General features: G+C 33.4%; 13 protein-coding genes and 1 pseudogene. 11 read left to right on the top strand and 3 right to left on the bottom strand.

The genetic code is table 11. The annotated features are described in order from the left end of the window. Nucleotides 1-48 precede the first annotated feature (48 nt). Nucleotides 49-1,161, bottom strand: coding sequence for a PAS domain S-box protein (locus tag QZZ48_RS09625; protein WP_294964919.1), 1,113 nt, complete (start codon nt 1,159-1,161; stop codon nt 49-51). Between the two features lie 173 nt (nt 1,162-1,334). Between QZZ48_RS09625 and QZZ48_RS09630 the strand changes: the two genes are divergently transcribed. The 7 genes from QZZ48_RS09630 (at nt 1,335) to QZZ48_RS09665 (ending at nt 6,590) form a co-directional block, all read left to right on the top strand. Then, nucleotides 1,335-1,799 (top strand): DUF2721 domain-containing protein, encoded by a 465-nt coding sequence (locus QZZ48_RS09630; protein WP_294964922.1) that lies wholly within the window; start codon nt 1,335-1,337, stop codon nt 1,797-1,799. Nucleotides 1,800-1,885: 86 nt separating this feature from the next. Beyond that, on the top strand, nt 1,886-2,152 hold the full coding sequence (locus QZZ48_RS09635; protein ID WP_294964924.1) for a hypothetical protein: 267 nt from the start codon (nt 1,886-1,888) through the stop codon (nt 2,150-2,152). 49 nt (nt 2,153-2,201) lie between these two features. Then, nucleotides 2,202-3,458: a hypothetical protein gene (locus QZZ48_RS09640; RefSeq protein WP_294964927.1), complete on the top strand. Its 1,257-nt coding sequence runs from the start codon at nt 2,202-2,204 to the stop codon at nt 3,456-3,458. A gap of 24 nt (nt 3,459-3,482) precedes the next feature. Then, nucleotides 3,483-4,358: a zinc ABC transporter substrate-binding protein gene (locus QZZ48_RS09645; RefSeq protein WP_294964930.1), complete on the top strand. Its 876-nt coding sequence runs from the start codon at nt 3,483-3,485 to the stop codon at nt 4,356-4,358. Beyond that, a complete protein-coding gene (locus QZZ48_RS09650; RefSeq protein ID WP_366755925.1) occupies nt 4,355-5,416 on the top strand; it encodes a metal ABC transporter permease in 1,062 nt (353 codons plus the stop codon). The genes QZZ48_RS09645 and QZZ48_RS09650 overlap by 4 nt, the downstream gene beginning before the upstream one ends. Continuing rightward, nucleotides 5,406-5,720: a DUF309 domain-containing protein gene (locus QZZ48_RS09660; RefSeq protein ID WP_294964932.1), complete on the top strand. Its 315-nt coding sequence runs from the start codon at nt 5,406-5,408 to the stop codon at nt 5,718-5,720. Before QZZ48_RS09650 ends, QZZ48_RS09660 begins: the two co-directional genes overlap by 11 nt. Nucleotides 5,721-5,771: 51 nt before the next feature. Further along, on the top strand, nt 5,772-6,590 hold the full coding sequence (locus tag QZZ48_RS09665) for a mechanosensitive ion channel domain-containing protein (protein ID WP_294964934.1): 819 nt from the start codon (nt 5,772-5,774) through the stop codon (nt 6,588-6,590). On the opposite strand, the gene QZZ48_RS09670 is transcribed toward QZZ48_RS09665, so the two are convergent. Beyond that, nucleotides 6,587-7,693 carry an MFS transporter gene (locus tag QZZ48_RS09670; protein WP_294964935.1) on the bottom strand — a complete coding sequence of 369 codons (1,107 nt, stop codon included), beginning with the start codon at nt 7,691-7,693 and terminating at the stop codon, nt 6,587-6,589. The genes QZZ48_RS09665 and QZZ48_RS09670 overlap by 4 nt on opposite strands. A gap of 47 nt (nt 7,694-7,740) precedes the next feature. On the opposite strand from QZZ48_RS09670, the gene QZZ48_RS09675 reads away from it, so the two are divergent. From QZZ48_RS09675 to QZZ48_RS09685, 3 genes are all read left to right on the top strand, one after another. Continuing rightward, entirely contained in the window at nt 7,741-8,142 is a 402-nt protein-coding gene (locus tag QZZ48_RS09675) for a PAS domain-containing protein (RefSeq protein WP_294964937.1), read from the top strand. Then, nucleotides 8,114-9,553 carry a methyl-accepting chemotaxis protein gene (locus QZZ48_RS09680; RefSeq protein WP_294964939.1) on the top strand — a complete coding sequence of 480 codons (1,440 nt, stop codon included), beginning with the start codon at nt 8,114-8,116 and terminating at the stop codon, nt 9,551-9,553. The genes QZZ48_RS09675 and QZZ48_RS09680 overlap by 29 nt, the downstream gene beginning before the upstream one ends. A gap of 113 nt (nt 9,554-9,666) precedes the next feature. After that, nucleotides 9,667-11,166, top strand: a complete 1,500-nt coding sequence (locus QZZ48_RS09685) for a B12-binding domain-containing radical SAM protein (protein WP_294964941.1) — start codon at nt 9,667-9,669, stop codon at nt 11,164-11,166. Here QZZ48_RS09685 and QZZ48_RS09690 read toward each other — a convergent pair. Beyond that, nucleotides 11,163-13,277, bottom strand: a complete 2,115-nt coding sequence (locus QZZ48_RS09690; protein WP_294964944.1) for a Tex-like N-terminal domain-containing protein — start codon at nt 13,275-13,277, stop codon at nt 11,163-11,165. The two genes, QZZ48_RS09685 and QZZ48_RS09690, sit on opposite strands and share 4 nt — an antisense overlap. 356 nt (nt 13,278-13,633) lie before the next feature. Between QZZ48_RS09690 and QZZ48_RS09695 the strand changes: the two are divergent. After that, nucleotides 13,634-13,786: pseudogene (locus QZZ48_RS09695) on the top strand (transposase); the annotation flags it as partial. Nucleotides 13,787-13,884: the final 98 nt, after the last annotated feature.

Consider the following 13,884-nt stretch of genomic DNA (forward strand, 5'->3'; position numbering starts at 1 on the left):
ATATTAAATTAAAATATTAATTATTAAATTTAACTTTTATAAAATTTGTTATATCTTTAAGTAGAGAAGTGTCACGTCATCTTCGAGTTTCATTCCACTCATAGTAATCTTGGCACTATCTATTAACAGTGGTTCAATTATAAGATTTTTAGGAGAAAATATTTTTAGTTCATTTAGATCATGCTCAATTAGGCCATCACTATAAAGTAGTATTGATTCAACACCTTGTATATCTATGTCAATCACTTTTGGAGATGGGGAGAAGTTCATAAATGGTGTATTATTTGCCTTTACTTCTTTAATATTAATACCCTTATCTTTCATCAAGAGTGGATACATTCCAGCAGATGCATAAGAGAGAACTTTTGACTCTGGACATATCTTAATCATGATGTATGAGAGTTGTTCTATCTCACCTAAAAAAGTTTTTACCGCAGGAAAAAGTTGGTTTGTTAACTCTTGTAAGTCACTCACTTCCTTGACAAGTTTATTCATCGTTGATGAGATTGCAAAAACAGTTAAAGCTGGAGAGATGCCATGTCCCTGTCCATCTATGATATAAAGAAATCTTGAGCCGTCATCACTTTTGTATAAAGAGTAAAAGTCACCACTTAAGATATCAGAATGAGTGTATAAAACTTTACACTCATTCGCATTAAAGTCATTGACAATACCCATTTCAAGCTTTTCACGTGCAATATGTTGCTGCTCTGTGTCATATTCATGAAGAGCATTAATCTTATTATTTAAATCTTGAAGTTCAGTTATATCGTGACGGATAGCAATATACTCAATAATCTCACCATCAACATCTAAGATAGGAAATATCGAAGCCTCGACAATATAACTGCTACCGCTTTTATGCGTATTTTTTACAGTACCCGTCCAAACTTTTTTAGCTTTTATAGTATCCCAAAGATCTCTAAAGACTGAACTTTTTACATCAGGGTGTCTGATAATGCTGTGAGGTTTACCTATGAGTTCTTCCAATGAATAACCTGATATCTCAACAAATTTACTATTTGCATATGTGATAACACCTTGGAGATCTGTCTTGGAGACAATATTTGTAGCATCTACAATATGACGATACTGATTTTCCAAAGCTTGTTTAATACTAAAATCAATAACGTTGTTTTTATCGTTATTATTTTCATCCATTTTATAGGACTCCCTCAAGTTAAATATTTAATTTAGAAGTATAACAACAAGATATATAAAATCTACATGAATTGTCTTTCTTTTGTCAAGAGTAAGGATAAACTTTAATCAATAAATAAGATGTATCTATACTTTATTTCAATATAATCACATATATAAATTTTGGAGTATATATGCTTAATACTTTTTCTGATAGTAATTCTATAAATACAGTTTCTCATCTTATTCAACTCGCAGTTGCTCCAGTTTTCTTAATTGCTGGTATGGCTGGTGTCTTAAATGTTTTAGTAAGTCGTCTATCTCGTATCATTGATAAGTCTGAGAAATTAACTGAGAAACTTGAATCTCATAAAAAAGATAAATTATTCGATAAAAAATCATGTTTTATAAAAAAACAAAAAACTTATATGGCGAGACGTATTGGAAACATGAATTTCGCTATTTTATTTTGTGCCATGACAGGTCTTCTAATCTGTTTAGTAATTATGGTCATGTTTATGAGTGCCTTTTTTACTTTTGATGGTTCAACTGCAATATCAACACTATTTATCATGGCAATGGCATCTTTTAGCATAGCCTTAACTCTATTTTTAAGAGAGATATTTATGGCTTCTATGTACTTTAAAGGTAAGTTTTAAAACAATTTTCTTGCCTTTATAAAATCTTAAAGAGCAAATAAAAGTAAATAAGGGTCAACTTTATATAGTTTGATATAATTTTATTTATGAGACTAAGACTACTAATATCCATACTATTTATCATTGCTACATCTGTTACAGCCATACATGAGCTTGAGCATATCAATGGGAGTGACAGTTCAACATGTCAGATATGTATTGTAGATGACCACTCAATCTCTGCAAATATTGTAGCTGACTTTAAAAATATAGTAGTCTTTAAATTTGAGCAAATCAAAGCAAAAAACTTAGCTCAATTCTTTCACAAAAAAGACCACTCCTACCAGAATCGCGCACCTCCTTTTATAGCCTAAATACTAAAAATACAACAAACAATTATTACAAATATCATTTAGGATAACTATGAAAAAAATATTAATAACAAGCACACTATGTACAACTATCGTCTTTGGTGGAGTTGATGTACTCCCAGTTGAAAAGAGAACATTTGTTCAGTCAAAATATATACCTGATATCTCTTTAGTTATGGACACTTCTTATGTAAGCAGAGATATGTCTGATGACAAGGTTTCTGAGTTTGAAATCCCTGGTGTTGCAGAAGCTCTTTTGGGAAGTCACACACATGATGGAGTAGCTCATACTCCTTATAATGCGAGTAATGGGTTCAACCTAAACTACGCAGAGTTAGTTCTTTCTAGCTCAGTTGATCCTTTTTTCACTGTGGATGGTGTATTTCACTTTAGTGAAAGTAACACAGAAATCGAAGAGCTTTACTTTACCTCAACAGTTCTAGGATATGGAACAAGACTAAAGGGTGGAAAATTTAACTCGAACTTTGGTTACATAAATGAGCAACACCACCACTCATGGGACTTTGCAGATATGCCTCTTGTTTATGAAGCATTTTTAGGAATGCATGGTTTAAATGAAATGGGTCTGCAACTGCAGTGGATTGCTCCTACTGACACTTATTTAATGGCAGGAGTAGAAGTTCTTCAAGGCGAAAACTCTCAGATGTTTGGCAAAGATAAGATTGGTGACTACACAACTCAAGCAGATGCACCTGCTCTTTTTGTTGGATATCTTAAAACATCATTTGACATTAAAGATACAACAGTATTAGCTGGTCTCTCTTATGCAAGAGGAAGTTCAAGAATAGACCATACAGATGATGACGAAGCACATGCACTTAGCGCTATGAGTTCTATTTATGGAGCTGACTTACTTATAAAACACTATTTTGACTCGTATAGTTTTGTATCTTGGCAAAGTGAGGTTTTAAATAGAACGATGCAAGGAACTTACTATGATGTAGACAGTAGCGGTTCTATGACTGATAGTAGTGCCTTATCAAAAGATCAAACTGGACTTTATTCTCAAGTTATATATGGTGTCAACAAAAGTTGGCGTGCTGGAGTTAGATACGACACTATTTTTCAAAATGACGTTACAAAGAGTGGAACAAACGTAGATAACGGCAATAACTTTGATAAGTACTCGGCTATGATTGAGTACCACACAAGCGAGTTTGCAAGATTTAGACTGCAATATAATCATAACCACTCTTTGTGTGATGAGAATGGAGATAGACAAAGCTTTAACACTATTATGTTGCAAGCAAATTTATCTATTGGAGCTCATGCAGCTCATAGTTTTTAGTACCCAGATAAAAGGAAAATAATTATGAATAGATTATTAATCTTATTTCTTTTACCTCTAACTCTCTGTGCTAAGTTGAGCGTAGCTGTTAGTTACCCTTACATAGGTGCTCTTACAAAGAGCATCGGTGGTGAGAATATAAATACTGTCATATTAGCAAAAGGTAACTGGGATCCACACTTTGTGGTTCCTCGTCCATCACTAATATCTAAGGTAAGAAATGCAGATGCTCTTATTATGAATGGCGCTCAGTTAGAGATTGGTTGGTTAACTGCCCTGCTTCGTAGAGCCGCAAATCCAAAGACAAATGTTAACTCTGAGAATTTTTTAAATCTTTCTCATCATATTAAACTTATTAACAAACCTATCTCAGTTGATAGAGCCGGTGGAGATATACATCCAGATGGAAATCCTCACTTTCATCTAGACCCTAAAAATGTACTCATACTTGCAAAAACTATAGAAGAGTTTCTTATCTCCATAGATAACCAAAATGCAGATGCTTATAAAAAGAATTATGAAAAGTTCTCTGCATCTTGGAAAGTGAAGATGCAAGAGTGGAAAGAGAAGATGGCTGATAAAAAGGGGATGAGGGTTATACAGTTTCATAACAACCTAGCTTATTTTAACAAGGCTTATGGGTTAGAGAACATTGGTACTATTGAGCCTCTTCCAGGAATTCCACCCTCATCAAGACACATCATAAAAACTATAAAACTCATCAAAGATAAAAAGCCTTATTGCATCTTACATGATGTTTATCACTCTACAAAAACAGCTGAATTTATTCGTGATAAAACAGGGATAAAGATTGTTCTAATGCCTCATGACATAAATGCACTAGATAATATAGATGATTTAACTTCTTTGTTTGATTATCTAGTTGGAGCTATGCAATGACAGATATTTTTGTAGTTCCAATTGCTCTTGTAATCATACTTGTTATGATGCACGCATGGTTTGGAATAAGAATACTTCAAAAAGGAATTATATTTACAGACCTAGCAATAGCTCAGTTTGCGGCTCTTGGTTCTGCAATAAGTCTTGCTTACTTTCATTCAGAGTACTTTTATGCACTTACTCTTTTCTTCGCACTTCTTAGCGCTTTTTTAATCGCTATTGCATCTCAGAGAAAGATAAAACTAGAAGCTTTCATCGGGCTTTTATATGTTTTAGGTGCGAGTGGAATTATGATGGTTCTTTCTCATTCATCTGAGGGAATGGAACACTTTAAATCTCTACTTGCTAGTGATATTCTTTTTACTCCCTTAGATGAAGTAATGAAAAGTAGCGTTATCTATGCTTTTATAGCTTTGATTCTTTACAAGGTTTATCCAAAACTAACAGGCTTTTTTAAAGAGCTTATGTTTTTTTCTCTCTTAGCAATAACAGTCACATCATCTGTAGCTTTAGCAGGTGTGCTTGTAGTTTTTGTGCTTCTTATTGCTCCCGCATTAGTATCAACTTCACTTAAATTAAACAAATCACTTCTAAGTAGTTTTGTTTTTGGATGGTTTTTTAGTATAAGTGCTATTATAATATCTTACTATTATGATCTTCCAACTGGTTACACCATAGTATTTTTAGGTGCACTACTTAGTTCAATAATAGTTTTATTTACTTCAAAAAAAAATAGGACAGATATGAAGTATCCAAATGAGTGGACACAAAAAGAATTTTTAGAAAATAAAATAGCCTTAGAAAAAGATGGAATAAAAGTTATCTTAGTCGATACGATTTTATCTCCAATCCAAAAAGCTCAGACTACAGTTTATAACCCTTTTGAGCTAAAAAATGAGCCAGAGGGAAGTGTATTTGTTTTTTACTGCGATAGCGGGAAAGCTACACTAGATAGATTAAAAGAGTACAAGAAAAAGTTTCCCTCTCATCACTGCATCTCCCTTAAAGGCGGTCGTGGTTACTGGCGCAAAAATATGATGATACTAGATGCCGATTAAACATTTAAATGAGTTTGTAAAGTGCCTTGATGAGCAGAGATATTTTGATGCACATGAAGCACTTGAAGAGATATGGTTTCCTAGACGCTTTGAAGATGATGAGATGAAACTCTTAAAAGGTTTTATAAACGCTGCTGTAAGTTTTGAACTACAAAAAAGAAGCAGAGCAGATGCAAGCGATAGAGTATGGAAGAATTATCTAAAATATAGACCACTCTTAGATAAAATAGATTCTCCATATTTGGACAGATATCATTTCATTGCAAAACATCTTAAAAGTATAAAAACTCTTTCTCACCAATAACTCACTACAGTTTTGTTATAATTTTACAAATTTTATAATAAGGCGTTTATAATGGACTTAACAAAATATAGTGATATGACAATACTCTACGTAAGTCAATATGGGTTAAAAATCATTGCAGCAATACTAATTTTTATAATTGGTAAATGGGCTGTAGCAAAACTTACTACTCTAAGTAGAACACTTATGATTAGAGCGAATGTTGATCAAACTCTAGTTGAGTTTGCAGAGAGTCTTATCTATTTTGTACTTTTACTGATGGTTGTATTAGCATCTTTAAATGCTTTGGGTGTAAATACTACATCGTTTATAGCAGTATTTGGTGCAGCTGGTCTTGCTATAGGCTTAGCACTACAAGGTTCTTTAGCAAATATTGGTGCGGCAGTTCTTATTATTATCTTTCGTCCTTTTCAAGTTGGTGATTACATTGAAGCAGGTGGAGCAACAGGAACAGTTGATGATGTAAACCTTTTTTCTACTATTATTTCTCCATTTGACAACCGCACGATTATAGTTCCAAATTCTAAAATCATTGGTGGAAATATTACAAACTTCTCTAAAAAACCTCAACGTCGTGTTGACCATGTTTTTGGTATTGGTTACGGTGATGATCTTAAACTTGCGAAAGAGACTCTTATGCAAATCATGGAAGCGGATGATAGAGTTTTAAGCGAGCCTGCACCATTTGTAGCAGTGAGTGAACTTGGTGATAGCAGTGTAAACTTTGTGTTTCGTGCATGGGTTAACACAGATGACTATTGGGGTGTATATTTTGACATGTTAGAGTGTGTAAAACTTACATTTGATGAAAAAGGCATTTCTATTCCATACCCTCAAATGGATATTCACACAAGTAAAATAGAGAGTTAATTTTTAGAAGAAACTCTTTTACTCCAAAGGTATAAAAAACAAGATGCCCCAAGTGCGATAAAAGCCGTACTTAAAAATAGGTATCTTGGAAATAACTCATAAACATAACCTGCATATAAAGCTCCAACAAATCCACCTAAACCATAAGTAATACCTGAGAAAAACTGCTGTGCTAAAGACTTGTGTTTATACAGATGAAACAAGTAACTTATAGCCGCTGAGTGAAATAGTGCAAAGCTAAGAGCATGAAGTGTTTGAGAGAAAAACAATATAGTAAGGTTCTGCGGAAATAAAAACAGTAAAAACCATCTAAACGCTGTAACAGAGGTCGTTATCTGTAAAATTAAAAGAAGATTTCCACGCAAAAGTTTACCTTGAAAAAATAGCATAAATATCTCAGCAACTACACCAAAACTCCATAGATATATGGTCATATCCATACTTATTCCATAGTCTGTTTCATAAATGGTAAAAAAGTTATAAAAGGCTCCAAAACTAACTTGCATCAGAGTAAGTCCAGCCCATAATTTCCAGTCTGAAAGCAGACTAATATCATTATGAACTTCTTCAACTTTTTTACTGTTTATTTCTGAATTTTTCCCAATAACAAAAGCGGCCATAGCAGTTAAAGATGCAAGCACTACTAAGTAATTCAAAGCAATATCTGCACTGCTTAAAAATTTAACTAAAACAAGAGCTACTAAAACAAAACCCACAGAACCAAAGAGTCTTATCTTTCCATATCTCTCTTTTCCAATAATCTTTAAAGAGATAACTTCAATGTAGGGAAGTATAAGACTCAGACCTATGCCAAGACTTATATTTGAGAACAGAAGTTTGTAAAAACTATCTATAGAAAAATAAAAAGAGACACTACTAAAAAACATGATTAATATAGCAATATTGAAACTTTTTATATTGAGCTTCAAGCCTTTTGTAAAGGCAAATGGCATGATAAATCTAACCAATGGTCCAGCTGCGAAGATTATTCCAATATCGCTCGCAGAGTAGCCAATCATAGATAAAACTTTAGGCATAAAGATTACGTAAACACCGATAATTGCAAAATAGAAAAAATAGAAAAAAGATAAGAGTATGGGCATGTTAATAATAGGTCCTTGTCATTATGCAAGAATTATAGCAGATAATTATGGCTATGGCAGGATATACGGAGGAAGAATTAATTGGTAAGGCACACAGTATTATCCGTCATCCAGATATGCCAAAGGCTGTTTTTAAATACCTTTGGGACACAATAGCTAAAAAAGAAGAAGTTTTTGCTTTTGTTATCAATAAGACTAAAAATGGAGATGCTTATTGGGTATATGCGAATATAACAGCCTCAATAGACGAAAAGGGTAAAATTATCGGTTATTACTCTGTTAGAAGAAAGCCAAATCCTAAAGCTCTAGACATTATAATACCCCTATATAAAAAAATGCTAGAGGTTGAAAAAAGAAGTGGAGTTAACGCTTCATTTAAAATTTTAACAGATATATTACAAGAAAAAGGAGTGGGCTACGATGAACTTATTATCGCTATTCAAGAATAATCAGACTGTTTTACTTTTTGTCGCACTTGTTGCTATCGCAATATTTGGTTTAATTAGTGCAAACTACATTTTAACTGCTCTTATTGTTGTAGTTTTAATAATTACACTGTTTGTACCTGCAACTTCAGCAAATAGCAGTGAATCACAACTATCTCAGTCAATGTTTAGAGTTATGATAAACGCTTCTGAAGGTAATTTAGATGATCGTGTAACACATATACCTGATGACAATTCACCTCTTTCAGCTCGTGCATGGGCTCTAAATAATTTACTAGACCAACTAGAAGCATTTATGAGAGATACTGCAACAACAATAGAGTATGCTGCTATCGGAAAGACTTATAGACGTACATATTCTGGAGGTTTACACGGAATCTTACGTAATACATCTAAGAGTTTAAATAAGGCTATTAGCTCTATTGCTAGTGGTTATGAGACAAAAATCAAAGGAGAACTTGCTCAAAGCCTAAGTACATTAGGTGGCGGTGTTAGTTCTGGATTAATAGTAATTCAAGAAGATATAAATTCTGCACAGATAAATGCTAATGAAATTGTTGAAGTAGCTCAAAAAACTGAAGAAGAATCATCAAAAAGTTTAAGTACGGTTACAGATATTGGTCAAAGACTAAATAACTTAGTTGAGTTAATAGCATCTAGCCATGAAGGAATAGTTAGTTTAGAAGGTCGCTCAAAAGAGATATCTGAAGTAGTAAACCTTATTAAAGATATTGCAGATCAGACAAACTTACTTGCACTTAATGCAGCTATTGAAGCAGCACGTGCAGGTGAACATGGACGTGGATTTGCAGTTGTTGCTGATGAAGTAAGAAAACTTGCAGAACGTACACAAAAAGCTACAAATGAGATAGAGATTAACATCTCAACTCTTCAACAAGATGCAAATGATATGCGAACTAACTCTGACAACATTTCTGAGATTGCGCAAAGTTCAACTACTGTTATCCATGAGTTTGAAACTACTTTCTCAGAACTAAACTCTTTAGCCGAGCACTCTTCTAGTTCAGCAATACAGATTCAAAACCGTCTGTTCACTGCTCTTGTAAAAGTTGACCATATTATCTTTAAATCAAATGCTTACTCAACTGTTTTAGAGGGAGATAAAGAAGCTGTTTTCCCAGATGCTGCGAATTGTAGTATGGGTGAATGGTACCTCGGTATTGGTAAAGAAAGATTTGGACATACAAAAGCATTTAAAGAGATGAATACTCCACATAACACTGTTCATGAATCAGTATTTAAAAATATAGAGTTTGTAAAAGATGGGTCTACTCTTAAATTTGACAATCCTAAAATAATTATTGATAACTTTACAACTATGGAAAATGCTTCTAGTGAGCTATATGTTAAACTAGATTCTATGATTGATGAGTTTAATGCTAAAAGTAAGTAGTTATATTTACTTAACATTAACTTATAATTTATATAATACCACATCTCAATTATGTTTATCCCCCTTTTTTAAACTTAGTCTGTTTTCCTCCTCCTTTATGATAAAATTCTAAAATGATAATCCTAACAACTTTAAACTCCAGATTTACCCATAGTTCTATCGGTCTTAGATATCTATATGCAAATCTTCAAGAGTTACAACAAGATGCAAAAGTACTAGAGTTTAGTATCAATGATGCCCTCCAAACCATAGCTGAGAAGTTACTCATAAGCTCCCCAAAGATAATTGGTATCGGTGTTTATATCTGGAATGCAAGTGAAGTAAACGAACTCTTACACATTATTAAAAAAATATCTCCCCAGACTAAAGTCATCCTCGGTGGACCTGAGGTTACACATGAACCTTTTAGAGTAAACTTTGATGAAGCAGATTATATTATTCAAGGTGAAGGTGATATAGCTTTTTATGAAATTTGTAGAAAAATTTTAGATGAAAAAGAGATAGAGAGTAGAATTATAAAAATGTCTCTTCCTTCTTTAAAAGATATTGTCCTTCCTTATGAGTTTTATACAGACTCAGATATACAAAACAGATATCTTTATGTAGAAGTCTCTCGTGGTTGTCCCTTTTCATGTGAGTTTTGTCTCTCTTCTATGGATGAAAAAGTAAGAGCCTTTGACTTAGATGCAGTACTTGCAGAGTTTGAAAAGCTTTGGCAAAGAGGAGCTAGAAACTTCAAGTTTGTAGATAGAACCTTTAACCTAAACATGATGACAGCAAATAAGATACTAGATTTCTTTTTAGCTAAAGATGATCAGTATTTTGCACACTTTGAGGTTATTCCAGACCATTTCCCTGCATCTATAAAAGAAAAGATAAAACAGTTTCCTCATGGAGCACTGCAACTTGAGATTGGCATACAAACACTAAATCTAGAGATTGCAAACAACATTTCAAGACAACTCAAACTTGACAAGATTAAAGAAAATATTGGATTTTTAGAAAATGAAACACATGCTCATATTCATCTAGATTTGATTGTTGGTCTTCCAGGTGAATCACTTGAGAGTTTTGGTGCAAACCTAGATGAGTTAGTTAGCCTAAGTAGTTGTGAGGTTCAGATAGGTATACTTAAAAAACTCTCTGGAACTTTCATAAACCGACATGATATAGAACATGGAATGGTCTATAGTGATAAGCCACCTTATGACATCTTAAAAAATGCAAAACTTAGTTTTAATGATATACAGATTATGAAAAGGTTTTCAAGATTTTGGGACTTAACTTACAATAGTGGAAACTTCAAAAAGTCTGCTCCCCTACTTTGGAAGGACTCTACAAAGGTATATAAAAACTTTTATGCTTTTAGTGCGTGGATGTATGAACAGACGGACTCAACGTGGAAAATCTCACTTCAAAGACTTGGTGAACTAATGTTCATGTACTTAAAAGATGTAAAAAAACTTGATCCTGAGTTCATTGCATCTATAATGTTAGAAGATATGATGAAACTAAAAGGAAGAGCAATTCCCGCTTACTTAAAACCATATAGTAAAAACTTTACTACAGATGCAAAGAGCGGAACAGCTGGCTTTAACAAGAGACAGGGTTAAGACTTATCAAAAGAAAAAACTAGACTAAGCCCTACTTTGCCTTTTTCATTATCTACAGATACAACTTCTATCTGTGGTAAAAACTGGTTTAGCGATAAAATTTCTAAAGGGTGAGCAATTCGTTTTTCACTCATTTTAGATATATGAATCATTCCATCATTTTTAAGCCCAATATCTACAAAAGCACCAAAGTCTGCAATGTTACGAACAACACCTGAAACAAAACTACCCTCTTTTAACATCTTGATATCCGTAACATCATCTTTAAATGGTATCGCAGGTAAATCCTCTCTTGGGTCAAACCCAGGCTTTACAAGCTCTTTAACGATATCTTTTAAAGTCTCTTTACCAACACCTAGTTCTTTAGACTTTGCATCTGCATCTATCTTACTAAGCTCTAGTCCATTTAGTTGTTTTGCAACAGCGTAACTCTCAGGGTGAATACCGCTGTTATCAAAGACATTTTTACCATTTTTTATACGAATAAATCCTGCCGCTTGCTCATAAGCTTTTTTACCTAAACCCTTTACTTTTAGTAGTTCACTTTTTGTAGTAAAGTTACCAATCTCAGCACGATGTAAAACAATATTTTGAGCTATCTTTGCTCCTATACCTGCAACATGAGAAAGAAGAGATGCAGATGCAGAGTTGATATCTACTCCTACACGATTTACTAAGTCACAAGTTACATCATCAAGTCTTTTCACTAAGAGCTTTTGGTCAACATCATGTTGATACTGACCGATACCAAGAGACTTAGGGTCTATCTTTACAAGTGTTGCCATCGGGTCACGAAGTCTCTGAACTATAGAGATAGCTCCTCTTATGGTTACATCCAAATCATGATACTCATCTTGTGCTAGTTTAGATGCAGAGTATACAGATGCCCCGGCTTCTGAGACTACAGTGTAGTTTAGGTTTGTTCCCTCTTCACGGTTGATTCTGGCAAAGAACTCTTGTGTCTCACGAGAGCCTGTTCCATTGCCAATTGCAACACCTGTGATGTTATACTTCTTTGTTAGTGAGAGGACTTTTTTTTTAGAGTTTTCATAGTCGTTCTTTGGCTGTGTTGGGTAGATAACAGCGGACTCCAAGTAGTTTGAGTTTTCATCTATAACAGCTAACTTACAGCCACTAACATAAGCGGGGTCAACACCTAAGAGAACCCTCTTTGTAACTGGTGGAGTCATAAGAAGTTGGTTAAGGTTTTTACCAAAAACATTAATGGCTGATATATCTGCTTTTTCTTTTAGTTCACTTTGAACTTCTCTCTCAAGAGATGGAAGAAGAAGTCTTTTTAGTCCATCTTTATATGCGGCAAAAAGAAACTCACTTGAGCTAGATGCATGGCGAGGAATTTTGTACTGTTTTATGTTTTCTTCGATGCGATCAGTATCTGTAGTTATTTTTACAGACAGTTCTTTTTCTTTTACTCCACGCATGATAGCAAGATAACGATGCGATGGAATGTAAGCAACTTTTTCACTCTTTCCAGCGAAGTTTTTAAAAGTTCCATTTTCATCAAAGTGTTTTGTCTTTTTAGTCTCTAAGTTTCCAAAGCGTTGCATAGAGTTTCGGATAGCTTCACGCTCACGAGGAAGATCAGCATATCTCTCAGCTAAAATATCCTGAGCACCTTTGATAGCATCTTCGACAGATGCAACCTTGCCCTTTACGAACTTCTTTGCTTCTTGTTTAAACTCAAATGCAGATAGTCTTGCACTCTGTAGAGTGTTGGCTAAAGGAGTCAAACCGTTTGCCATAGCAGTCATAGCACGTGAACTTTTTTTCTCTTTAAAAGGTCTGTAAATATCTTCCACAGCACGAAGAGTCTCTGCATCTAAGATACTCTGTTTTATGGCATCTGTAAGCGTTGCTCTCTCAGCGATAAGGCGAGAGACCTCTTCTTTACGCTCTAGTAAACTTTTAGAACTAAGATAAATAGTTTCAAACTCACGAAGAACTTCATCATCAACACCACCAGTCATCTCTTTACGATAACGAGCAATAAAAGGAATAGTAGAACCTTCATCTAGAAGTTTTAAAATATTTTCAATCTGTTCTTTTTTAAGAGAAGTCTTTTGTGTTAGTAGGGTTATTAGGTTTTGCATAGTTTATGATTCTTTTTTAGGGGAATTATACTACTTTGTTAGAATAAATATATGAGTAAAGTAAAAATATACACACTTTTAGGTTTATATATGTAATAAAACACATATTTAAATTATAGAAGAAGAACTAAAAATTATATTTAATAGAATAAAATAAAATAAATTATAATAAAGGAATCTATTGAATTATATTAATATTACTAATTATAAATCATTTGAAAAATGTGAACTTGATATAAAGCCTATAACAATTTTATTAGGTGCGAACTATAATGAACCCCTAAAACTGAACCAGTAAAATTTGTTTTCTTATTTCAAAAATGATAAAATTGAAATAGAAAATATAGGGATTAAATATGAGTGTAAAAAGAAAAAGTTACAATGCAGATTTTAAAGCAAAATTAGTACTGGAAGTTTTAGAGGGTGAGAAAACTGTTAATGAGATTGCCAGTGCATATGGAGTTTTACCTTTGAGTTTGAGAAATTGGAAAAAACAGTTTCTTGAAAATAGACTTAATTAAAAAAACGGGTGCATAAAACATTCATTAAAGTTCGGTATAGTAGGAGTAAACAAAGGTTTATTTACAAATGGCTGTAAAAAAGCTCT

The sequence above is a fragment of the Sulfurimonas sp. genome (assembly GCF_016744025.1).
Lineage (GTDB): Bacteria > Campylobacterota > Campylobacteria > Campylobacterales > Sulfurimonadaceae > Sulfurimonas.

What these genes read in the sequence shown, in the direction of transcription:
- QZZ48_RS09630 (WP_294964922.1), top strand. Translation starts at nt 1,335, where the DNA reads ATGCTTAATACTTTTTCTGATAGTAATTCTATAAATACAGTTTCTCAT.
- QZZ48_RS09685 (WP_294964941.1), top strand. Translation starts at nt 9,667, where the DNA reads ATGATAATCCTAACAACTTTAAACTCCAGATTTACCCATAGTTCTATC.
- QZZ48_RS09650 (WP_366755925.1), top strand. Translation starts at nt 4,355, where the DNA reads ATGACAGATATTTTTGTAGTTCCAATTGCTCTTGTAATCATACTTGTT.
- QZZ48_RS09640 (WP_294964927.1), top strand. Translation starts at nt 2,202, where the DNA reads ATGAAAAAAATATTAATAACAAGCACACTATGTACAACTATCGTCTTT.
- QZZ48_RS09670 (WP_294964935.1), bottom strand. Translation starts at nt 7,693, where the DNA reads ATGCCCATACTCTTATCTTTTTTCTATTTTTTCTATTTTGCAATTATC.
- QZZ48_RS09690 (WP_294964944.1), bottom strand. Translation starts at nt 13,277, where the DNA reads ATGCAAAACCTAATAACCCTACTAACACAAAAGACTTCTCTTAAAAAA.
- QZZ48_RS09625 (WP_294964919.1), bottom strand. Translation starts at nt 1,161, where the DNA reads ATGGATGAAAATAATAACGATAAAAACAACGTTATTGATTTTAGTATT.
- QZZ48_RS09675 (WP_294964937.1), top strand. Translation starts at nt 7,741, where the DNA reads ATGGCTATGGCAGGATATACGGAGGAAGAATTAATTGGTAAGGCACAC.
- QZZ48_RS09680 (WP_294964939.1), top strand. Translation starts at nt 8,114, where the DNA reads ATGAACTTATTATCGCTATTCAAGAATAATCAGACTGTTTTACTTTTT.
- QZZ48_RS09665 (WP_294964934.1), top strand. Translation starts at nt 5,772, where the DNA reads ATGGACTTAACAAAATATAGTGATATGACAATACTCTACGTAAGTCAA.
- QZZ48_RS09645 (WP_294964930.1), top strand. Translation starts at nt 3,483, where the DNA reads ATGAATAGATTATTAATCTTATTTCTTTTACCTCTAACTCTCTGTGCT.
- QZZ48_RS09660 (WP_294964932.1), top strand. Translation starts at nt 5,406, where the DNA reads ATGCCGATTAAACATTTAAATGAGTTTGTAAAGTGCCTTGATGAGCAG.
- QZZ48_RS09635 (WP_294964924.1), top strand. Translation starts at nt 1,886, where the DNA reads ATGAGACTAAGACTACTAATATCCATACTATTTATCATTGCTACATCT.